Source organism: Azospirillum sp. A26, assembly GCF_042604635.1.
GTDB classification, from domain to species: domain Bacteria; phylum Pseudomonadota; class Alphaproteobacteria; order Azospirillales; family Azospirillaceae; genus Azospirillum; species Azospirillum palustre.
The window spans coordinates 245,265-265,603 of record NZ_CP170475.1 but is presented as its reverse complement, the minus strand read 5'-3'; the positions used below and the strand labels follow the sequence as shown (position 1 = coordinate 265,603).

The following is a 20,339-nucleotide window of genomic DNA, read 5'->3' as shown; positions in this document are numbered from 1 at the left end:
ATGACGGCATCCACCGCTCCCCCTTCCATATCCTCCTCGGGGCCGCTGCTGGCGATCCGCGGGCTGTCGAAGGCGTTTCTCGGCGTCCAGGCGCTCGACGGCGTCGATTTCACCCTGCGCCATGGCGAGATCCATGCCCTGCTGGGCGAGAACGGCGCCGGCAAATCGACGCTCATCAAGACGCTGACCGGCGTCTACCAGCGCGACGGCGGCGCCGTGGCGCTGGAGGGGCGGGAGATCGCCCCGCGCGGGGTCGAGGAGGCGCAGCGCCTGCACATCGGCACCGTCTATCAGGAGGTCAATTTGCTGCCGAACCTGTCGGTGGCGGAGAACCTGTTCCTGGGGCGCCAGCCCATGCGCTGGGGGCTGGTCGACCGCGGCGCCATGCGGCGGCGGGCGCGGGCGGTGCTGCACCCCTATGGGCTGTCGATCGACGTGACCGCGCCGCTCGGGCGCTTCTCGGTCGCGACGCAACAGATCATCGCCATCGCGCGGGCGGTCGACATGTCGGCCAAGGTGCTGATCCTCGACGAGCCCACCGCCAGCCTGGACGCGCAGGAGGTGGCGGTGCTGTTCCGGGTGATGCGGACCCTGCGCTCGCGCGGGATCGGCATCGTCTTCGTCACCCATTTCCTCGATCAGGTCTATGAGGTCTGCGACAGCATCACCGTGCTGCGCAACGGCCGGCTGGTCGGCGAGCGGCGCACGGCGGAGCTGCCGCGCCTCGACCTCGTCGCCATGATGCTGGGGCGGGAGCTGGAGGCGGCGGCGCACCGCATCGACCTTGGCCCGGCCGAGCTGGACAGCCGTCCGCCGCTGGCCAGCTTCAAGGGATTCGGCAAGGCGCGCAGCGTCGAGCCCTTCGACCTCGACATCCGCCCCGGCGAGGTGGTGGCGCTGGCCGGGCTGCTGGGCTCAGGCCGCACGGAGACGGTCCGGCTGGTCTTCGGCATGGACCGCGCCGACAAGGGCGAGGCGACGGTGGACGGCCGGACGGTGCGGCTCAGGGGCCCGCGCGAGGCTGTGAGGCTCGGCTTCGGCTTCTGCCCGGAGGACCGCAAGAAGGAGGGCATCGTCGGCGAGCTGTCGGTGCGCGAGAACATCATCCTGGCGCTCCAGGCGCGGCAGGGCTGGCTGAAGCCGATCCCGCGCCGCCGCCAGGAGGAGATCGCCGACCGCTTCATCCGCCTGCTCGACATCCGCACGCCGGACGCCGAGCGGCCGATCCAGCTGCTGTCGGGCGGCAACCAGCAGAAGGCGCTGCTGGCGCGCTGGCTGGCGACCGAGCCGCGGCTGCTGATCCTCGACGAGCCGACGCGCGGCATCGATGTCGGGGCGCATGCCGAGATCATCCGCCTGATCGAGCGGCTGTGCGCCGACGGCATGGCGCTGCTGGTGGTGTCGTCGGAGCTGGAGGAGATCGTCGCCTACAGCCGCCGCGTCGTCGTGCTGCGCGACCGCCGCCATGTGGCGGAACTGAGGGGAGGAGAGGTCAGCGTGGAGCGCATCGTCGCCGCCATCGCGTCGGAGACGCCCAATGTAGCCGGATCGGGCGCGGAGGTGCGGCAATGACGCTGTCCGCCCCCGGCCCGGCGCGCAATTTGCCGCAATATGGCGCGCTGATCGCCGTCCTGCTGGCCAACTGGCTGCTGTTTCCCGATTTCTTCGCCATCCGTCTCCAGGACGGCCGGCTGTTCGGCAGCCTGATCGACGTGCTGAACCGCGGCGCCCCCGTGGCGCTGCTCGCCGTCGGCATGACCATGGTCATCGCCACCCGCGGCGTCGACCTGTCGGTCGGTGCCGTCATGGCGATTTCCGGCGCCATCGCCGCCACCATGACCGGGGCGGGCTGGAGCCTGCCGGCGGTGCTGGCGGCGTCGCTGGCGGCAGGCCTGCTGTGCGGTCTGTGGAACGGCCTGCTGGTGGCGGTCCTGCGCATCCAGCCGATCATCGCCACCCTGATCCTGATGGTCGCCGGCCGCGGCATTGCCCAGCTGGTGACGGAAGGGCAGATCGTCACCTTCACCAGCCCAGCGCTGGCCTTCATCGGCAGCGGGTCCTTCCTGACCGTGCCGATGCCGGTGGTGCTGACTGTCGTCGTGCTGGCGGTGACGGTGCTGCTGGTGCGGGCGACGGCGCTGGGGCTGATGATCGAGGCGGTCGGCGTCAACCGGCTGTCGAGCGCCGGGGCCGGCGTCAACACGCCGGTGGTGCTGGTCGCCGTCTATGTCTGGTGCGGGCTGTGCGCGGCGGTGGCCGGGCTGATCGTCACCGCCGACATCCGCGGCGCCGACGCCAACAATGCCGGGCTGTGGCTGGAGCTGGACGCCATCCTCGCGGTGGTGGTCGGCGGCACCTCGCTGCTCGGCGGGCGCTTCGGGTTGGTGCTGTCGGTGGTGGGCGCGCTGATCATCCAGTCGATGAACACCGGCATCCTGCTGAGCGGCTTCAAGCCGGAATTCAACCTGATCGTCAAGGCGGGCGTCCTGCTGGTCGTCCTGCTGCTGCAATCGCCGACGCTGACCCTGCTCCTGCCGCGGCCCAGGGGCGCCCGGCCGATCGGGACGGTCAAGCCGCCGGTGGCGCCGACCAGCGGAGGGGCGAAACCATGACCGGTGCACTCCAGCGCTTTCTGCCGCTGATCGTCACCACCGCCGTGCTGGTGGTGGGATTCCTGATCTGCGCGGCGCAGTTCCCCAACTTCGCCTCCTGGCGGGTGGTGGCGAACCTTTTGACCGACAACGCCTTTCTCGGCATCACCGCGGTCGGCATGACCTTCGTCATCCTGTCCGGCGGCATCGACCTGTCGGTGGGCGCGGTTATCGGCTTCACCACCGTGCTGCTGGCCGTGCTGATCGAGCATGGCGGCTGGCACCCGGTTCCCGCCTTCGCCGTGGCGCTGATCGCCGCCGGCGGCTTCGGCGCGGCGATGGGCGGGGTGATCCATGTCTTCCAGATGCCGCCCTTCATCGTCACGCTGGCCGGGATGTTCATTGCCCGTGGGCTGGGCTTCGTCCTGACCACCGATTCGGTGCCGATCAACCACCCGCTCTATGGCGAGCTGAACGACATGGCGCTGCGCTTCGACTTCGGGCTGAAGCTGAGCCTGCCGGCGCTGCTGATGCTGGGGGTGGTGGTCGCGGCGGTGGTGCTGGCGCACTGGACGCGCTTCGGCGCCAACCTCTATGCGCTGGGCGGCAACCGCCAGTCGGCGGAGCTGATGGGCGTGCCGGTGGCGCGGACGACGGTGGCGGTCTATGGGCTGTCGGGGCTGCTGGCCGGGCTGGCCGGGATCGTCTTCTCGCTCTACACCGGGGCCGGCTATTCGCTGGCGGCGACCGGGGTGGAGCTGGACACCATCACCGCGGTGGTGATCGGCGGCACCCAGCTGACCGGCGGCTACGGCTATGTCGTCGGCACCTTCGTCGGCGTGCTGATCCAGGGGCTGATCCAGACCTACATCACCTTCGACGGCACCTTGAGCAGCTGGTGGACCAAGATCGCCATCGGCGTGCTGTTGTTCGTTTTCATCCTGTTGCAGAAGGGCCTGCTGGTGGTCTGGGCCGGCCGCGGCGGCGAACCGGCGGAGGCATGATGCCCATCGAGAGTTTCCTGTTCGACACCGTCGAGGGCCGGCCGGTGGAGGGCTTCACCCTCTCCGCCGGCGGGCTGGAGGCGACGGTGATCGCCCATGGCGCCCGGCTGGTGCGGATGCTGGTGCCCGGCCGCGACGGAACCGCCGCCGACGTGGTGCTGGGCTTCGACCGGTTGGCCGATTACTTGGCGAGCGACGCCTATTTCGGCGCCACCTGCGGCCGCTATGGCAACCGCATCGGCGGTGCGGCCTTCACGCTGGACGGGGTGCGCCATGCGCTGGCCGTCAACGAGCCGCCAAACCAGCTGCATGGCGGGCCGGACGGGTTCGACCGGCGGCTCTGGCAGGCGGAGGTCGATGCGGCCGCGAACGCCGTCACCTTCACGCTGGTCTCGCCGGATGGCGACCAGGGCTATCCCGGCACGCTGACGGCGACGACGCGCTACCAACTGATGGACGATGGGGTTCTGGACATCGCCATGACGGCGACGACCGACCGGGCGACCATCGTCAACATCGTCCATCACAGCTACTGGAACCTCGCCGGCCACGCATCGGGCGACCTGCGCGACCAGCGGCTGACGGTGCGCGGCGGCTTCATCACGCCGGTGGGCACCGACCTGATCCCGACCGGGGAGGTGCGGCCGGTGGACGGCACCCCCTTCGACCTGCGCGGCGGGGTGGAACTGGGCGAGGCGCTGGAGGCGGTCGGCGGTTTCGGCTTTGACCACAACTGGTGCCTGGAGGGGCCGGCGGGCGAGCTGCGGCCGGTGGCGCTGCTGGAGCATCCGGCCAGCGGCCGGCGGATGGAGCTGGCGACCGACCAGCCGGGCTTGCAGGTCTACACCGGCGGCTATCTCAGCGAGACAATCGTCGGCAAGGGCGGGCAGCCCTATTGCCGCTTCGCCGGGCTGGCACTGGAAAGCCAGCGCTTCCCCGGCAGCCCGAACATCGGCCATTTCCCCTCGGCCCGGCTCGATCCCGGCGAGACCTACTGCCACCAGATGCAGCTGCGATTCCGGGCGGGCTGAGCGCAGGGCGGGAACCGTCCGGCGGCTTCGCGGGTTCATCCAAGGCACGGCAGCGGCTCCGCTGTCGCCCTTGCGATGATGCCCACGATGCCGGAAGGAATGGTCGACATGGCCGCGATGCCTGACGCCGCCCGCCCAAGCCCCAATTGCCAGCCCAGCCAGACCTCGACAGGCCCGATCCTGGTGCCGGGCCGGACCTGCTGGCGGATGGAGACGGCGGACCGCGTGGCGGTCATCATCGACGCCGCCGCCTATTTCGCCCGGATCAAGGCGGCCATCCTGAACGCCCGCCACACGGTGATGCTGATCGGCTGGGATTTCGACACCCGGATCAAGCTGGAACCCGACGATCCGATGCCGGGCGTGCCGAACGAGCTGGGCGATTTCCTGAGCTGGATCGTCCGGGTCCGGCCGGAGCTGACCATCAATGTGCTGAAATGGGATCTGGCGATCCTGAAGATGCCGTTCCGCGGCGGGACGCCGCTGGTGCTGCTCGACTGGATCAGCAGCCGGCGCCTGCGCTTCCGCCTGGACTCCGCCCACCCGCCCGGCGCCTGCCACCACCAGAAGATCGCCATCATCGACGATGCGCTGGCCTTCTGCGGCGGCATCGACATGACCACCGACCGCTGGGACACGCCCGGCCACCGCGACGGCGATCCCCGGCGGGTGCGGCCGAACGGCGAGGCCTACGGCCCTTTCCATGACGTGACCACCGCCGTCGACGGCGCCGCGGCGCGGGCGCTGGGCGAGCTGGCGCGGGAGCGCTGGCACCGGGCGACCGGCGAGCTGCTGACCCCGCCGCCGCCGGTCCCGGCCTTCTGGCCCGACGATCTGGAGCCCGACTTCCGCGACCTCCCCGTCGCCATCGCCCGCACCGACCCCATGGCGGACCATGAGGGGACGCAGAAGACCGGCAAGCGCGGCGTGCGCGAGATCGAGGCGCTCTATCTGGCCGCCATCGCCGCCGCGCGCGATTTCATCTATCTGGAAAGCCAGTATTTCGCCTCGCAGAAGATCGTCGGCGCCATCATCGAGCGGCTGTCGGAGCCCGACGGGCCCGAGGTGGTGGTGATCAATCCCGAGCGCACGCCCGCCTGGATCGAGGAGGAGTCGATGGGCAGCGCCCGCTCGCTGCTGCTCCAGCGCCTGCACGAGGCCGTCGCCAACCCCCGCTTCCGCATCCTGGCGCCGGTGACCGAGGGCGGCGAGGGCATCTATGTCCATGCCAAGGTGCTGGTGGTCGACGACCGGCTGCTGCGGGTGGGGTCGTCCAACATCAACAACCGGTCCCAGGGGCTGGACACCGAATGCGACCTCGCCATCGAGTGCGCGCCGGGCGAACGGCCGGAGGTCTGCCGGTCCATCCGCTCGGTCCGCACCCGCCTGATGGCGGAGCATCTGGGCGTCACTGTCGAGGAGGTGGAGCGCACCGAGGAGGCGACCGGGTCGCTGACCGCCACGATTGACCGGCTGATCCGCCCGGCCGGCCGCTCGCTCCGCCCGCTGGAGCCGCAGCCGCTGACCGAGACGGAACGCAAGCTGGTGGAGGAGCGGCTGCTCGACCCCGACCGTCCGGAGCCGATGGCGACCACCATCCTGCGCGGGGCGACGGTGTTCGGCGACGTGAACCGGACGGCATGGCGCATCGGCGCCGGGGTGGCCGCGGTGGCGGCGGTGGGGGTCGGACTGGCCCTTCTGGCCCGCCGGAACGGGCGTCAGAAAAAAATGCGTGGAGAGTGAATTCTCTGCTTGCGGGCCGCGATCCATCCCGCTACATAAGCGCTCCCCGCGGCGCCCAACGCGGTGCGGGGAAAAGCGCTTGTGGCGGAATTGGTAGACGCGCTAGGTTCAGGTCCTAGTGGCTGAAAGGCCGTGGGGGTTCGAGTCCCTCCAAGCGCACCAACACTTCAAGTGTTGGTGTAGAGGTGCAGAAGTATAGTGGGGCCATAGCTCAGCTGGGAGAGCGCTACAATGGCATTGTAGAGGTCATCGGTTCGATCCCGATTGGCTCCACCACTTCTGAAGAGTTTGGGTAGGTTTAGGTCTTGTCTGTCGGGGTGAAGCCTTGTATAAGGCGCCGCTCCTCAGCGCGGGTGTAGCTCAGTTGGTTAGAGCGCCGGCCTGTCACGCCGGAGGCCGCGGGTTCAAGTCCCGTCACTCGCGCCACTTTGCGGGCGTAGCTCAGGGGTAGAGCACAACCTTGCCAAGGTTGGGGTCGAGGGTTCGAATCCCTTCGCCCGCTCCATGATCTGGAGCGACAGTTTACAGGGTTCCCGTGGTCTCGTAGCTCAGCGGGAGAGCACTACGTTGACATCGTAGGGGTCACTGGTTCAATCCCAGTCGGGACCACCATCCTTTGAAGGGCCTGTCCCTCAGTGGCGCTTGCCGCTGAGGGGCGGTTCGAACGCGCTGGGCTGCCGGTCTGTCGACCGGCGGCCCTTTTGCTGTCTGCTGAATAGTACGCGCGGTAAGCCGCTTTCCATCCGTGAACGACCTGAAGGGGTCGTCGATGGCCCGGCGATCCGGAGCCCGGCAATCGACGGTTGGCCTGCGCAATGGGAAGCGGGGCTGGCAAAGACCATACCGCGACCGCCGATCTGCCACCTCTCTTGGAGTGCCATCGTTTCAGGCGGTATCGCTTGAAACGTGGATCGCACCGAAAATCAATAGGTTGGAGTCTGTCTGATGCTTCAATGAGCATCGGACGGGCTATAAACCAGAAATTGTACCGCATGACGCAACTCTTTATGGTTCGCAGCGGAATGGGATGCTTGTATATGGTTATCGGAGGTCCCAATACCTCCGGAAGCTGCTTATAGGAGCATATAATAATATGTCAGTTGAGATTCTGGAACTAACGGCGCATGAAACGCCCGTTCCGAACAACGAGCAAATTGTAAGAAAAGTCGAAGTGACGGAGAAGATCGCTTCAATCATTCCTCTTGTCATCCTCGCAATTTTCTTTGTTATCCCAACCATCGGTTCACTGATCGAAGCGGACCTGTTTAGAGCCTTTATCAATGGAGTTGTTTCGTTCCTGATTTGTGGCCTGATAATTAAAGTTGCCGAAAAGATCATTGTCCGTCCCATGCGCTACGTGCGCTACAAGGCCGCCGCGCAGGTTTTGCAGACACAAATGCAATCTCTTCGTGAACCCGCGTCGCTGTGGCGCTCCTGGTTCCTTACGGTGCCCGGAGCTTTGGCGATCACACGGGGCGGGCATCTGGTAATTGTTGATCGTTCAACGGATTACAATCAGCTTTGGCTTAACCGGCAACAGATCGTCAGCGTCAGTGTCGAGCGTGAGGCAACGCATATCGCCAAGACTTCGCATGGCAGCTCCCTGTCATTCGGTTGGGTTTCGGGCGGGGGCTTTCTCAGTGCCTGGACCATGGGCCGCCGCTCCACCACCAGGATACGGACCGTTGAGACGGCGTTTCTGGAGATTCGCTATCGATTTGAGCAGAACGGAGCCGTCTACACGGCTGTGGTGCCGTTCGGTGAGGATCGCCGTGGCGCCGACGAATTGCTTGCCGCGATCATGCTTCTTGAACCGGTGGGGTGAGGGTGGCGAACGCGATCCCGCAGGGCGGGTTGCGGCCGGTGGGCAGGCTGCTACTGTAGCTCCGTTTCCCTCAGAGGCCGGCTGTCCAGCTGCCGTGCGGAGAGCCGAAAGGGAGAGGTATGCCCGTGTTTTCCCCGTCCGATCTTCGTCGCCTCGTCGATCCCGGCACGTTCGAGCGGGGCCGCGCCTATTGGCAGGAGGGGCGAGTCCAGAAGGTTGAGGGACAGCACGGGCATCGCGACAGCTGGACCGTGAACGCGTCGGTTCGGGGATCGGGCCGGGCGACCTACCGGCCGGACATCTCGATCGATCTGGTCAAGGGCGTGCCGCGCAAGCTGGATGGCATGTGCGACTGTCCGGTCGGCTACAATTGCAAGCATGTCGTGGCGGCGATGCTGGCCTGGGCGGAGCGTTCGGCCGCGCCGTCGCAGAGTGTGGCCTCGCAGGCCGTGGCATTGCGGACCACGCCGGCGATGCCGGCGGACGCCGGACTTTCGGCGCCGGTCAAGGGGTTGCTGGCACGTCTGGCCGCGGCGGCGCAGCGCGATTCCGACGAGCCCTATGCCGACACTGTCCGCAAGCGGCTGCTCTATGTGCTGAAGCTCGGTGACTCCGGCTCCGGCGAGCGGTCCCCGCTGCTCCGCGTCATTTCCGTCACCCTGCGCAAGGACGGCCAGTTCTCCGGCGACGACAAGGCCTATGACCCCAATGGGTTCACCAGCCTGAAGTCCGCGAAGTTCGTCACTCCCGCCGACCATGACCTGCTGGATGCGGTATCGCGCAACGGACAGAGGGCGTCACAGGACATCCAACTGCCCTCCGACGTCGCTCCCTGGCTGGTCGAACGCATGCTGCGCACCGGGCGGCTCTATTGGCAGGATTTCCGTAACGGGGAACCGTTGCGCCCCGGCCCGGCCCTGTCCGGCACGCCGCGCTGGGAAACCGACGGCGCCGGCAACCAGCGCTTCACCGTCGCGATCGAACCGAAATCGGACGGCATACCGCCCGCGGTCGTGCTGCCGACCGTGCCGCTGCTTTATGTCGATCCGGTGGAGGCCGCCTGCGGCCCGGTCGAGGCGGTGGCGGTGTCTCCGCACATCGCAGCCGCGCTGCTGGCGGCCCCACCGCTGCCGCCGGGAGAGGTCGCCGTCTTCCGGGCCGAGGCGGAGCGGTTCGGCGACCGCCTGCCGGTGCTGCCGGATCCCCCGGCGCGGGCGGAGCGGCGCCGGGTCCTGCCCCGGCCGGTGCTGCGGCTGGCGAGGGCGCGGCCGGCGGGGCTGTACGGCCTTTATCAGTCGGGCTATGGGCGGTCGGGCTATGGGATGATGGAGGCTCCCGAGATCGCGGTCGCCGATTTGCAGTTTGACTATGCCGGCATCCGCCTGCCTTGGAAGCGGGGCGGGCCGCCGCTGCAATGGATGGAGGACGGCGTCCTCGTCACCGCCGAGCGGCGGCCGGCGGAGGAGAAGAAGGCGGTCAAGCGCTTGAAGGAGACCGGCCTCGACGTTCCGCCGCTGCCGCTCAGCGTCGGCGGCGGCCCGCCGGTTCGGGATGAGCTGTTCGCGGCGCCGGGCGACGAGTTCGACGAGCGGTCGATCTGGCTGAATTTCTGCCATTTCAATCTGCCGGAGCTGAAGGCCGCCGGCTGGATCGTCGAGGTCGCCCCGGATTTCCCCTTCGAGGTTCTGGACGCGCCGAAGGATTGGGCGTTCGAGGTCGGCGACGGATCCGGCATCGACTGGTTCAGCCTGTCGCTGGGCGTCGATGTCGGCGGCGAGCGCATCGACCTGCTGCCCATCCTGCGCGAGGTGATCGACGCGCTGTCCCGGATCGATCCGGACCTGCTGGACGACGAGTTCCATGAGGACGGGGGGAACGGCGGCGGCGCAGGTACCCGCGATGGACGGGAGCTGGGCCTGGCGGCGGTGCTGGAGCAGCTTGCCCCGTCGGGGACGATGTTCGTGCGGGTCGGCGTCAGCCGCTACATCCCGCTGGATGTCGAGCGGCTGACGCCGATGATCGGCGTGCTGATGGAGCTGTTCGGTCTGCAACGCGGCGGCGGGGAACTGCGGATCGGCCGGTCCCATCTGGGCGACCTGTCGGCGCTGGAGGATGCGGCGGCGGCGGCCGGCATTCCGCTGCTGGGCGCCGATGCCGTGCGCGATATGGGACGGGCCCTGCGCGAGGCGGGCGGCGTGCCGGCGGTGACGCCTCCGCAGGGGCTGAACGCCACCCTGCGCCCCTATCAGCGGACGGGGCTGGACTGGCTGCAATTCCTGGGCGGCCACGGCTTCGGCGGCATCCTGGCCGACGACATGGGGCTGGGCAAGACCTTGCAGGCGCTGGCCCATCTTCTGACGGAGAAGGAGGCCGGGCGGCTCGACCGCCCCAGCCTGCTGATCGCGCCGACCAGCGTGCTCGGCAACTGGCGGGCGGAGGTGCAGCGCTTCGCCCCGGCCCTGCGCACCCTGGTGCTGCACGGGCCGCAGCGCAAGGCGGCGCACGGCTCGCTGGCCGAGCACGATCTGGTGGTGACCTCCTACGCCCTGCTGCCGCGCGACCGCGAGGTGCTGACGGCGCAGCCCTGGCACATGGCGATCTTCGACGAGGCGCAGTATCTGAAGAATCCCGCCGGCCAGTCCTACAAAGCGGCGCAGGCGCTGGAGGCGCGTCAGCGCCTGTGCCTGACCGGCACCCCGGTGGAGAACAACCTGGACGAGCTGTGGGCGCTGTTCGCGGTCTGCGTGCCGTCGCTGTTCGGCGACCGCACCGGCTTCCGCCGCAACTTCCGCACGCCCATCGAAAAGCATGGCGACGCCGAGCGCCAGCGTGTGCTGGCCCGCCGCGTCCGCCCCTTCCTGCTGCGCCGGACCAAGGAGCAGGTGGCTGCCGACCTGCCGCCGAAGATCGAGATCGTCGAGACGGTGGAGCCCGGCGACAGCCAGCGCGACCTGTATGAGACCATCCGCCTGGCCATGGACAAGCGGGTGCGCGAGGAGGTGGCGCTGAAGGGGCTGGCGCGCAGCCACATCACCATCCTGGATGCGCTGCTGAAGCTGCGGCAGGTCTGCTGCGACCCGCGGCTGGTGAAGCTGGAAACCGCGCGCAAGCGCGTGGCGAAGGGCGCATCGTCGGCCAAGCTGGACCGCCTGCTGGAAATGCTGCCGGAACTGCTGGCCGATGGCCGCCGTATCCTGCTGTTCTCGCAGTTCACCTCGATGTTCGACCTGATCCGGCCGGAGCTGGAGCGGCTCGCCATTCCCTTCGTCGAGCTGACCGGCGACACCCGCGACCGCGAGACGCCGATCCGGCGGTTCCAGGCGGGCGAGGTGCCGCTGTTCCTCATCAGCCTGAAGGCGGGCGGCACCGGGCTGAACCTGACCGCCGCCGACACGGTGATCCATTACGATCCGTGGTGGAACCCAGCGGTGGAGGATCAGGCCACCGACCGCGCCCACCGCATCGGCCAGGACAAGCCGGTCTTCGTCTACAAGCTGGTCACCGCCGGCACGGTGGAGGAGCGCATGGTCCAGCTTCAGGAACGCAAGCGCCGGCTGGGCGAGGCCGTCTACGACCGGGACCGGACGGCGGAGGATCTGCTGACCGCCGACGATCTGGACTTCCTGCTGGCCCCGATCGACGGGTAATACCGGCGGTCATTGACGATGAGCGCCGGTATCCCTGCCGACCGGTCAGGATCGAAGGCCGTCGGTGCAAGGCGCTCAGATCTCCGCCGGTGGCCTGACCGGGATCGGCCCGCCCGCAACGGGCGGCGGGGCCGGCAGCGACCGCAGAGACGCCCGCGCCGCCTCGCGCAGCGGGGCGAAGCCATCCTCCGGAAAGCGGCGGATCAGCGTCTGGTAGGACGCGCGTGCCACCTCCGGGCAATTCAGGATGCGGAACTGGTCGCCCTGGCGCAGCAGGGCTGCGGCCTCGTCGGTCTTCGGATGGCCGGCGATGGAGGACGCGACTCCGTACCAGCGCCCATAGGCCGACCACAGGTCGCGCACGGCGTCGCCGTCGCACCGGCCGGCGGTCAGCGCTTTTTCAAGGGCTTGGCGATAATCGCTGTCTGGGGCCTGCGACAATTGCGCACAGCCTCCGAGCCCAAGCAGACAAGCAGCGGCTGTGGCCGCCCCAAGGACGGACAGCGTCGTTCCGGACATGGAACCTCCTCAAACGCGGGTGCCCGGGGACCCTAGGACATCAGGGTTAAACCAGCGTTCATGTTTGTAAGCGTTGGTTTTCTGTTTCATCACCAACGTTAACCATAGGGGATGAGCGAATTAATGGTTGTTTGCAGCGATCACTCGAAATTCGCATAGAGTTTCCAAGTAAAACGCCACATGAATAAAAATTTATCCAGTCTTTAGTAGAACGGAACCATTAAAACCGCGTAAAACCGGGGTTGCGCCTATGTCTATCCGGGTAACCCAATCTGTTGACATATTGCCTTTCGATAGGTTCTTTTGGGGCTGTGATAAGCATGTGACATCAGCGCAATTGCGTAAAAAACAATGCTTTATCTGCGCTTGCTCGACAATGGAGAATCCAATGCAGGCTTTGCTGATTGAGCCAGCCGATCTGATCGCCGACGCCATCGGAAAGCAACTCGCCCTGTGCAAGGTTAACCATGACCGCCTGGACCTGAATGGCCTGCGCGATCTGGTGGGCGGGCATGGCTCCGTCGACATCACCCATGACGCGATCATCATCGGCGATGTCGGCGACACCGAAGCCTGCGTCGCCATGCTGCGCGCCCGCAACGTCACCGCCGCGATCATCTGCCTGATCGAGCGCCGCTGCGCCAACACCACCGCCGGCATCCTGCGGGCCGGGGCGGACGACGTGCTTGTGAAGCCGGTCGTCAGCACCGAAATCCGCGCCCGGCTGGAGGCGATCCGCCGCCGCTCCTACGGGCTGACCAGCAACGCGGTGACGGTGGGCCGCCTGACCGTCTTCCTCGACGGCCGCGATCCGGAGGTGGACGGCGAACGCCTGCGCCTCAGCCAGCGCGAACATGCCATCCTGTCGGTGCTGGCCCTCAACCACCGCCGCGTGGTGTCGAAGGAACACATCTACGAGGAGGTCTACGGCCTGTCCGGCTCCGACCCGCTCGACAAGGTGATCGACGTCTATATCTGCAAGCTGCGCAAGAAGATCGACACGGCGACCGGCGGCGGCCGCTACATCGAGACGGTCTATGGCCGCGGCTACAAGTTCGAGGCGCCGCCCGACCATGTCGCTCCCGACCGTGGCCAGCTGATGCTGGACCGCTGGTCGAACGCCGGCGCGCTGTCCGGAGCCCGCGTCCCCTTCATCCCGCCGGTGGTCCCCCGCGCCGCCGCCCGCGCCGTCGGGCGCTGATCCTCCGCGTCCGAGCGCCTGCCGCCCGACACCGACTACCGAAAACACCGCCCGCCCCGAACGTGTCCGATTTTTTACCCCGGCTTAAACCGGCCCGGTCATCCTCGAATTCGCCGCTCGCGCCCCCGCACAACAGATCGGGAAGGCCGGCGTGATTGGCCCCGGCGTCAGAAAGGCGCCATGCATCTCGCGAATGGAGATACCCATGGCCTCGATTATGACGAACACCTCCGCCATGACCGCGCTGCAGACCCTGCGTCGCGTGACCGGGGATCTGGAGACCACGCAGGACCGCATCTCGACCGGCCTGAAGGTCAACAACGCCAAGGACAATGCCGCCTACTGGTCGATCGCCACCACCATGAAGGCCGACGTCGCCGGCTTCAAGGCGGTCAAGGAATCGCTGGAGCTGGGGTCCGGCACCACCAATACCGCGTCGGTGGCCTCCAAGAACATCGTCGAAAACCTTCAGACGCTGAAGGCCCGCGTCATCGCCGGCCAGACCAACGGCGTCGACAAGTCGCTGATCCAGAACGACGTCGACCAGCTGGTAAAGCTGATCAAGGGTGCCGCCGCCGACGCCTCCTTCAACGGCGACAACCTGCTGCGCGTCACCTATTCGAACGACGGCACGGCCAAGGACAAGAACGTCTCGATCCTCGCCTCGCTGAGCCGCAGCGACGGCAACGTCGATCCGAGCTACATCGATTTCCAGCGCCAGGACATGCGCGTGGAATCCATCGTCGGCAAGGCCACCATCGAGCAGCAGGTCGACTCGACCAATGACCTGAAGGCGTCCGTCGGCATCAAGCTGGGCGCGCCGGACACCACCTTCATCGACGGTCAGAACCTGGGCCTCGGCGCCATGACGCTGACGGTCACCAAGGAAGACGGCAGCAAGGTCGACGTCTCGGTGGACCTGTCGGCCCAGACCTACGACACCGATCTGGCCACCACCCAGGGCAACATCGCCACGGCGGTCAACACCGCCCTGACGGCGGCCGGCGCCGACTTCCAGGTCGCCTTCAACGGCGACACGCTGGAGTTCACCGACCAGGACGTGAACACCGACGGCAACTTCACCGCCCAGGTGTCCGGCCTGTGGGTCGGCTCGAAGGAGAGCGACGCCTTCGGCGGCCTCGCCGATCTGACCCAGATCGACGTGGTCAACAATTCGAAGAAGTCGCTGGAGGTCATCAACAAGCTGCTCGACAGCGCCATCGGCAAGGCGTCGGTCATCGGCTCCATCGAGAACCGCGTGTCGGTGCAGAACGACTTCGTGTCGAAGCTGACCGACTCGATGAACAAGGGCATCGGCGCCCTGGTCGATGCCGACATGAACGAGGAATCGAGCCGCCTGCAGGCCCTCCAAGTCCAGCAGCAGCTCGCCATCCAGGCTCTGTCCATCGCCAACCAGGGTCCGCAGAACATCCTGTCGCTGTTCCGCTAAGCCCCTGACGGGCGGTGCCATCGGCTGAATTTCAGGGTCCGACCCCCTGGACGATGGCGCCGCCCCGCCGGCCATGCCCGGTCATCACGCCCGTCGCCGGACGGAGCGGGCATCGCCGGCGGCCATCCGCGTCCGCCATCAAACCCACCGCAGGGGTGCGCCCATGAGCATCGCCGCCTACCACCAGACCATCGCCGAGTGCGACGATCCGCGAAAGATCGAGTACCGGGTGTTCCTGCGGATCACCCTGGCGCTGGAGAACAACCGCGACGCCGACTGGCGCTCCGCCGCGCTGAAGGACGCGCTGTGGCGGAATCTGGAGCTGTGGAACACCTTGCGCGCCGACCTGCTGGAGGACGGCAACGCCCTGCCGGAGGCGTTGCGCGCCGGTCTGGTCTCGCTCTCCTTCGCGGTGAACCGCAACACCCAGCGGGTTCTGCGCGGCGAGGGCGGCATCGACCTGCTGCTACACATCAACCGCTCGGTGATGCAGGGCCTGCAAGGGGCGGCACAAGCTGTTTCGCCCGCGCTGGAACTGGCGACGGAGGATCTGTCCTATGGCACTTAAGCTGCGCCTGAAGCCGTGCGAGCGGGTGGTGATCAACGGCTGCGTCGTGCAGAACGAGAACCGCCGCTACACCCTGACGATCTCCAACTTCGCCCAGATCATCCGCGGCAGCGACATCCTCCAGGAGGAGGATGCGGTGACCCCGGTGCGCCGCGCCTATTTCCTGATCCAGAGCATGCTGCTCGACCCGGAGGTCGCCGCCAACGGCAGCGGTGCGGTGGCGGCGATGATGGCGCAGCTCTACACCGCCTTCGCCCGCCCCGACATCCAGGACCGCATCGCCCGCGCCATGGGCCATATCGGCGAGCGCGACTATTACAAGGCGCTGTCCGCCCTGCGCCCGGTGATGGAGTATGAGGGCACGCTGCTGGCGGCGTCCCCTGCCGCGTCCCCCTCCGCATCTCCCCCTGCCCCGGCGGTCTCCTTCCAGGCGGACGGCATCGGCCATCACGCAGGAGGATGAGGCCATGCCGATCCCCGTCACCGGCGTGACCGGCCCGTCCGGCGACCGCGCCACCACCACCAGCGCCGACATCATCGCGGAAGCGCGCCAGCGTCAGGCCGACCGGCTGCGCGCCGCCCAGGCCGAGACGGCCAAGCCGGTGGAGGCGGCCGAGCGGACCCAGAACACCGCCGCCGCGAAAGCGGACGCGTCCGACGCGGAGGCGAAGCACGCCGCCCGGCCCTACCGCGTCAACCTCGATCCCGACACGAGGCGGCTCTACACCGAGGTGCTCGACACCGCGACCGGGGAGGTCATCATGCGCATCCCCGCCGGCTATGGCGCCGAAACCGATGCGGCCGACGAGGATCCCGTCCTCCCGCAGGACAAGGACGGCCGGGGCGGGGAGGTCGAGGCATGACGACGCTCGTCGATCTGCGGATGGTCAGCAAGAACCACGACCGCTACGAACAGGCGGTGCGCAGCCGCCCGGCGGTGCAGCGCGCCATCGCCTATTTCCAGGACAACATCGGCAAGATCGCCAGCACCGAAGATTTCATGAAGGACGACAAGCTCTACCGCTTCGTCCTCGACGCCTTCGACCTCGGCAGTCAGGCCAAGTCGCGCGGCCTGATCCGCAAGGTTCTGGAAGAGGGGGTGAGCGATCAGTATTCCACCGCCAACCGGATGAGCGACACCAAGTTCCGCGAGATGGCGACCATCCTGGGCTTCGCCGAGAACGGCGGCGCCAACCTGAAGCAGCCGGCCGTCGTCCAGGCCATCGTCGACCGCTATGTCGCCGTGACGCTGGAGGTGGAATCGGAGGACAGGAACCCGGCGGTGCGGCTCGGCCTCTATTTCCAGCGGCGGTCGGCGAACATCACCAACTGGTATCAGGTCATGGCCGACAATGCCCTGCGCAAGGTGGTCTACACCACGCTGGGGCTGCCCGACCAGACGGCGCTGCTGGATGTCGACAAGCAGAAGGCGCTTCTGGAAAAGCGGATGGACATCGCCGACCTCAAGAGCCCGGACAAGGTCGCCAAGTTCCTCGACCGCTTCGCCGCGATGTACGACATGCAGAACGGCGGCGCCGCCGCGACCGCCGCCATGCCGTCCATCGGGCCGATTTCCCGCAGCGGACGGGCCTCGATCATCTCCATCGATCCGTCCATCACCATGACGCTGATGAGGTTCCCGCGCTTCTGACAAGGCCGCGGGGCTCGCCCGAGCGGGAGGAGTCCAGCCGTGCAGACGCCAGCCGGCGACTTACAGGACCGGAGGTCCGGGGATCAACAGGACCCCAGGTCCGGAGAGCCGCAAGACCGTAAGGCCCGCGACCGCATCCGCCCGCCGGCCACCACCGGGGCCGCCGCCGTGGCTCTGCGCGGAGCGTCCGCGGCGGACGAGGATGACGGGCGCGACGCGCTGCACATTCTGCCGCTGTCGATCCTGCCGCTGGAAACGCCGGGGCTGCGCCGGGCGCGGCTGATCAAGAATGTCCGGCTGGAGACGGTGGCGGAGCTGTTCAACGACGCCCAGACCGGCAGCGGCCAGATCCGCATCGACCAGCTGTCGAAATGCTTCGGCATCGACGGCCCGGAATTCCGCCGCGACCTGCGCAAGATCGTGCAGATCGCCGAGGCCGCCAGCTTCGACGTCTACAGCCTGCGGCTGGAACTGCGCCGCCTGAACATCGATGTGGAGGAAGCGGCGGCGCTCCGCCTGTCGGCCGCCAAGCGGGCCGAGCTGACCAGCTACATGCGTGTCTTCACCCGGCCGCTGGTGGAGCATGTCTATGGCGTGCAGGGGGCGGACATCGCCAGCATGGACGAGCTGGTCCGCCTGTTCGCCCAGCCCGACGTGGAGGAGGCGCGGCGCCGCCTGCAACTGACCGCCGACCGGCTCGACATTCCGCTGGGCGAGATCCCGGCCTTTCTCGAGGATTATGCCGACATCTTCCTGTCGCTGGCCTATTTCAAGCGCTGCCTGGACGACATCGTGCCCGACGTGCAGGGCTTCCTCGGCTGGATGGCGGAGCTGTATCAGGTCAGCGAGGTGCGCCGCGACGCCCGCCAGGGCCGCATGCTGGACGAGATCGGCCATGACCTGACCGACATCGCCACCTCGATCACCGGGCGCTTCGAGAGCTTCGACAACCGCTCCCGCGATTTCTGGCGCGACATCAACCCGGAGAGCTTCCGCAGCATCCGCGACCTGATCGTCACCCATCACCTGACCATCGGCGGGGTGCTGTGCGGTCTGGCGGTGAAGATGAATTTGTGGAAGCACCGCTTCTCGCGCGGCGGCGGCCCGGTGCGGCGGCTGGAGTTCATCCGCTCGGAAATCCTGCCGGGGCTGGCCCACATCAAGACCATCGAGCAGACCTCCCGCAACAACATGGGCTGGTGAGGGGGCGGCACAAATCTCGCTGCCGCACCCTTGTTTCGAGCGCCGGACTTCACATCTAACCGACTGTCGGCGGTGACGCCGCGATCCAAGCACGATCCCGCGTGACGAGGCCATGTCCAGGCCGGCGCGGCAATTCCGGTGACTTCCCTTGATCTAAGTTCCCCGGTTCGGCCCCCCATTGCGGGAGTGCCGGCGCCATCCTCTCCGATCCCGTGACGCGCAGGCCGCCGCGACCCTCCCCCGTGCCGTGGCGCCGCCGGTGGGATCGGAGAGGACCCCCCTTTTTCCCAATTCCGAGCGCCGCACCCGCCAAGGGTGCGCGTATGCCCCGCGCATCCGGCGCCGGGGCGGGCACAAGGAACCCCATGGGTACGCATCAGAACACCGACTCCAAAACCATCCAAATCCAGCGGTCGAATTTGGGCCGCGCCCTCGTCCTCCATCCGGTCCTGCGCGGCGTCGAGACCGCCCGCAGCCCCGAAGCCTCGCTGGAGGAGGCGGTCGGTCTTGCCGCGGCCATTGCGCTTGAGGTGGTGCAGGCCGCCGTCGTCAAGGTCAGCCAGCCGCGCCCGGCCACCTTGCTGGGCGGCGGCGCCATCGAGCAGTATGCCACGCTGATCGACGAGGCGCGGGAGGCGGGCGAGGACATCGACCTCGTTATCGTCGACCATCTGCTGACCCCGGTGCAGCAGCGCAATCTGGAACGGGCCTTCGGCGCCAAGGTCATCGACCGCACCGGCCTGATCCTGGAGATCTTCGGCGCGCGCGCCCGCACCCATGAAGGCCAGCTTCAGGTCGAGCTGGCGTCGCTGACCTACCAGAAGTCGCGGCTGGTGCGGTCCTGGACCCACCTTGAACGCCAGCGCGGCGGCTTCGGCTTCCTCGGCGGCCCCGGCGAATCGCAGCTGGAGCTTGACCGCCGGCTGATCGGCAACCGGATCGTCAGGATCAAGCGGGAGCTGGACGACGTCCGCCGCACCCGCGGCCTGCACCGCAAGGCGCGCGCCAAGGTGCCCTATCCGGTGGTGGCGCTGGTCGGCTACACCAACGCCGGCAAGTCCACCCTGTTCAACCGGATGGCCGGCGCCGACGTGTTCGCCAAGGATCTGCTGTTCGCGACGCTGGATCCGACCATGCGGCAGGTGGTCCTGCCGTCGGGGCGCAAGGTGATCCTGTCCGACACGGTCGGTTTCATCTCCGACCTGCCGACCCATCTGGTCGCGGCCTTCCGCGCCACGCTGGAGGAGGTGCAGTCGGCCGACATCATCCTGCATGTCCGCGACATCGCCCACCCCGACACCGAAGCCCAGAAGGCCGACGTGGAGGCGATCCTGGCCGACCTCGGCATCGATCCGGAGCGCGACCCGCGCGTGGTCGAGGTCTCCAACAAGATCGATTTGCTGGCCGGGGCGGAGCGTGACGCCGTGCTTGCCCGTGCCGGGCGGGACGGCAACGCCTGTGCGCTGTCCGCCGCGACCGGCGAGCGTCTGGACACGCTTTTCCGCATCCTCGACGGGCGGATGACCGCCGGTCGTGAGCTGGTGGAACTGGATGTCGAGCATGGCGACGGGGCGACGCTCGCCTGGCTCTACGCCCATGGCGAGGTGGTCGAACGCCGCGACGACGACAGCCACGCCCATCTGCACGTGGCCATCGAACCGGCGACGCTCGCCCGTCTGGGCCATCCGGGGCAGGGGCATGCCGCGGCCTGACCGCGATTGCCGGATTTCGAAAAAGAGGGGGGCTGCCGGAAACGGCGGCCCCTTTTCGTATGTCGTCCTCGAACGCTCGTGTGAACAGCCGAACGGGTTCATCAATACAGTCTATGACCATCTTCATAAAGTGACGGTATTTCAAAGGATTTCTGCACCGATTTAAAAATCAGTTCCGCCGACTGTCCAGAGTG

At 67.5% G+C, this 20,339-nt stretch carries 16 protein-coding genes and 5 tRNA genes; 20 read left to right on the top strand and 1 reads right to left on the bottom strand.

Translation table 11 applies throughout. From position 1 onward, the window contains the following. From ytfR to ABNQ39_RS30020, 12 genes are all read left to right on the top strand, one after another. Entirely contained in the window at positions 1–1,572 is a 1,572-nt protein-coding gene (ytfR, locus tag ABNQ39_RS30075; RefSeq protein ID WP_376965142.1) for a galactofuranose ABC transporter, ATP-binding protein YtfR, read from the top strand. Continuing rightward, on the top strand, positions 1,569–2,612 hold the full coding sequence (locus ABNQ39_RS30070; protein ID WP_376965140.1) for an ABC transporter permease: 1,044 nt from the start codon (positions 1,569–1,571) through the stop codon (positions 2,610–2,612). Before ytfR ends, ABNQ39_RS30070 begins: the two co-directional genes overlap by 4 nt. Beyond that, entirely contained in the window at positions 2,609–3,595 is a 987-nt protein-coding gene (gene yjfF, locus ABNQ39_RS30065) for a galactofuranose ABC transporter, permease protein YjfF (RefSeq protein WP_376965138.1), read from the top strand. Before ABNQ39_RS30070 ends, yjfF begins: the two co-directional genes overlap by 4 nt. Then, positions 3,592–4,626: an aldose epimerase family protein gene (locus ABNQ39_RS30060; RefSeq protein WP_376965136.1), complete on the top strand. Its 1,035-nt coding sequence runs from the start codon at positions 3,592–3,594 to the stop codon at positions 4,624–4,626. Before yjfF ends, ABNQ39_RS30060 begins: the two co-directional genes overlap by 4 nt. A gap of 117 nt (positions 4,627–4,743) precedes the next feature. Further along, entirely contained in the window at positions 4,744–6,369 is a 1,626-nt protein-coding gene (locus ABNQ39_RS30055) for a phospholipase D-like domain-containing protein (protein WP_376965745.1), read from the top strand. A 75-nt stretch (positions 6,370–6,444) separates the two neighbouring features. Beyond that, positions 6,445–6,531, top strand: a tRNA-Leu gene (locus tag ABNQ39_RS30050). Positions 6,532–6,569: 38 nt separating this feature from the next. Further along, positions 6,570–6,645, top strand: a tRNA-Ala gene (locus ABNQ39_RS30045). Positions 6,646–6,718: 73 nt separating this feature from the next. Next, positions 6,719–6,795: transfer RNA gene (locus ABNQ39_RS30040), tRNA-Asp, on the top strand. Positions 6,796–6,799: 4 nt separating this feature from the next. Next, positions 6,800–6,874, top strand: a tRNA-Gly gene (locus ABNQ39_RS30035). Positions 6,875–6,906: 32 nt separating this feature from the next. Further along, positions 6,907–6,981: transfer RNA gene (locus tag ABNQ39_RS30030), tRNA-Val, on the top strand. Positions 6,982–7,462: 481 nt separating this feature from the next. Beyond that, a complete protein-coding gene (locus ABNQ39_RS30025) occupies positions 7,463–8,194 on the top strand; it encodes a hypothetical protein (protein ID WP_376965134.1) in 732 nt (243 codons plus the stop codon). 119 nt (positions 8,195–8,313) lie between these two features. Further along, entirely contained in the window at positions 8,314–11,841 is a 3,528-nt protein-coding gene (locus ABNQ39_RS30020; RefSeq protein ID WP_376965132.1) for an SNF2-related protein, read from the top strand. 75 nt (positions 11,842–11,916) lie between these two features. On the opposite strand, the gene ABNQ39_RS30015 is transcribed toward ABNQ39_RS30020, so the two are convergent. After that, on the bottom strand, positions 11,917–12,282 hold the full coding sequence (locus tag ABNQ39_RS30015) for a hypothetical protein (RefSeq protein ID WP_376965130.1): 366 nt from the start codon (positions 12,280–12,282) through the stop codon (positions 11,917–11,919). Between the two features lie 466 nt (positions 12,283–12,748). Here ABNQ39_RS30015 and ABNQ39_RS30010 point away from each other — a divergent pair, with 466 nt between their 5' ends. The 8 genes from ABNQ39_RS30010 (at position 12,749) to hflX (ending at position 20,145) form a co-directional block, all read left to right on the top strand. Beyond that, positions 12,749–13,561 (top strand): winged helix-turn-helix domain-containing protein, encoded by an 813-nt coding sequence (locus ABNQ39_RS30010; protein ID WP_376965128.1) that lies wholly within the window; start codon positions 12,749–12,751, stop codon positions 13,559–13,561. 205 nt (positions 13,562–13,766) lie between these two features. Beyond that, on the top strand, positions 13,767–15,011 hold the full coding sequence (locus tag ABNQ39_RS30005; RefSeq protein ID WP_376965126.1) for a flagellin: 1,245 nt from the start codon (positions 13,767–13,769) through the stop codon (positions 15,009–15,011). Positions 15,012–15,174: 163 nt separating this feature from the next. Then, positions 15,175–15,579, top strand: a complete 405-nt coding sequence (locus tag ABNQ39_RS30000; RefSeq protein WP_376965124.1) for a flagellar biosynthesis regulator FlaF — start codon at positions 15,175–15,177, stop codon at positions 15,577–15,579. Then, entirely contained in the window at positions 15,569–16,042 is a 474-nt protein-coding gene (locus tag ABNQ39_RS29995; protein WP_376965122.1) for a flagellar biosynthesis repressor FlbT, read from the top strand. Before ABNQ39_RS30000 ends, ABNQ39_RS29995 begins: the two co-directional genes overlap by 11 nt. A 4-nt stretch (positions 16,043–16,046) precedes the next feature. Beyond that, complete coding sequence (locus tag ABNQ39_RS29990) at positions 16,047–16,442, top strand: hypothetical protein (RefSeq protein WP_376965120.1); 396 nt, start codon at positions 16,047–16,049, stop codon at positions 16,440–16,442. Next, entirely contained in the window at positions 16,439–17,230 is a 792-nt protein-coding gene (locus tag ABNQ39_RS29985; protein WP_376965118.1) for a DUF1217 domain-containing protein, read from the top strand. Before ABNQ39_RS29990 ends, ABNQ39_RS29985 begins: the two co-directional genes overlap by 4 nt. A gap of 168 nt (positions 17,231–17,398) precedes the next feature. Then, positions 17,399–18,433: a hypothetical protein gene (locus ABNQ39_RS29980; RefSeq protein ID WP_376965116.1), complete on the top strand. Its 1,035-nt coding sequence runs from the start codon at positions 17,399–17,401 to the stop codon at positions 18,431–18,433. Positions 18,434–18,798: 365 nt separating this feature from the next. Beyond that, positions 18,799–20,145 carry a GTPase HflX gene (hflX, locus tag ABNQ39_RS29975; protein ID WP_376965114.1) on the top strand — a complete coding sequence of 449 codons (1,347 nt, stop codon included), beginning with the start codon at positions 18,799–18,801 and terminating at the stop codon, positions 20,143–20,145. The last annotated feature ends 194 nt before the right edge of the window (positions 20,146–20,339 follow it).

What these genes read in the sequence shown, in the direction of transcription:
- ytfR (WP_376965142.1), top strand. Translation starts at nt 1, where the DNA reads ATGACGGCATCCACCGCTCCCCCTTCCATATCCTCCTCGGGGCCGCTG.
- ABNQ39_RS30070 (WP_376965140.1), top strand. Translation starts at nt 1,569, where the DNA reads ATGACGCTGTCCGCCCCCGGCCCGGCGCGCAATTTGCCGCAATATGGC.
- yjfF (WP_376965138.1), top strand. Translation starts at nt 2,609, where the DNA reads ATGACCGGTGCACTCCAGCGCTTTCTGCCGCTGATCGTCACCACCGCC.
- ABNQ39_RS30060 (WP_376965136.1), top strand. Translation starts at nt 3,592, where the DNA reads ATGATGCCCATCGAGAGTTTCCTGTTCGACACCGTCGAGGGCCGGCCG.
- ABNQ39_RS30055 (WP_376965745.1), top strand. Translation starts at nt 4,744, where the DNA reads ATGCCTGACGCCGCCCGCCCAAGCCCCAATTGCCAGCCCAGCCAGACC.
- ABNQ39_RS30025 (WP_376965134.1), top strand. Translation starts at nt 7,463, where the DNA reads ATGTCAGTTGAGATTCTGGAACTAACGGCGCATGAAACGCCCGTTCCG.
- ABNQ39_RS30020 (WP_376965132.1), top strand. Translation starts at nt 8,314, where the DNA reads ATGCCCGTGTTTTCCCCGTCCGATCTTCGTCGCCTCGTCGATCCCGGC.
- ABNQ39_RS30010 (WP_376965128.1), top strand. Translation starts at nt 12,749, where the DNA reads ATGCAGGCTTTGCTGATTGAGCCAGCCGATCTGATCGCCGACGCCATC.
- ABNQ39_RS30005 (WP_376965126.1), top strand. Translation starts at nt 13,767, where the DNA reads ATGGCCTCGATTATGACGAACACCTCCGCCATGACCGCGCTGCAGACC.
- ABNQ39_RS30000 (WP_376965124.1), top strand. Translation starts at nt 15,175, where the DNA reads ATGAGCATCGCCGCCTACCACCAGACCATCGCCGAGTGCGACGATCCG.
- ABNQ39_RS29995 (WP_376965122.1), top strand. Translation starts at nt 15,569, where the DNA reads ATGGCACTTAAGCTGCGCCTGAAGCCGTGCGAGCGGGTGGTGATCAAC.
- ABNQ39_RS29990 (WP_376965120.1), top strand. Translation starts at nt 16,047, where the DNA reads ATGCCGATCCCCGTCACCGGCGTGACCGGCCCGTCCGGCGACCGCGCC.
- ABNQ39_RS29985 (WP_376965118.1), top strand. Translation starts at nt 16,439, where the DNA reads ATGACGACGCTCGTCGATCTGCGGATGGTCAGCAAGAACCACGACCGC.
- hflX (WP_376965114.1), top strand. Translation starts at nt 18,799, where the DNA reads ATGGGTACGCATCAGAACACCGACTCCAAAACCATCCAAATCCAGCGG.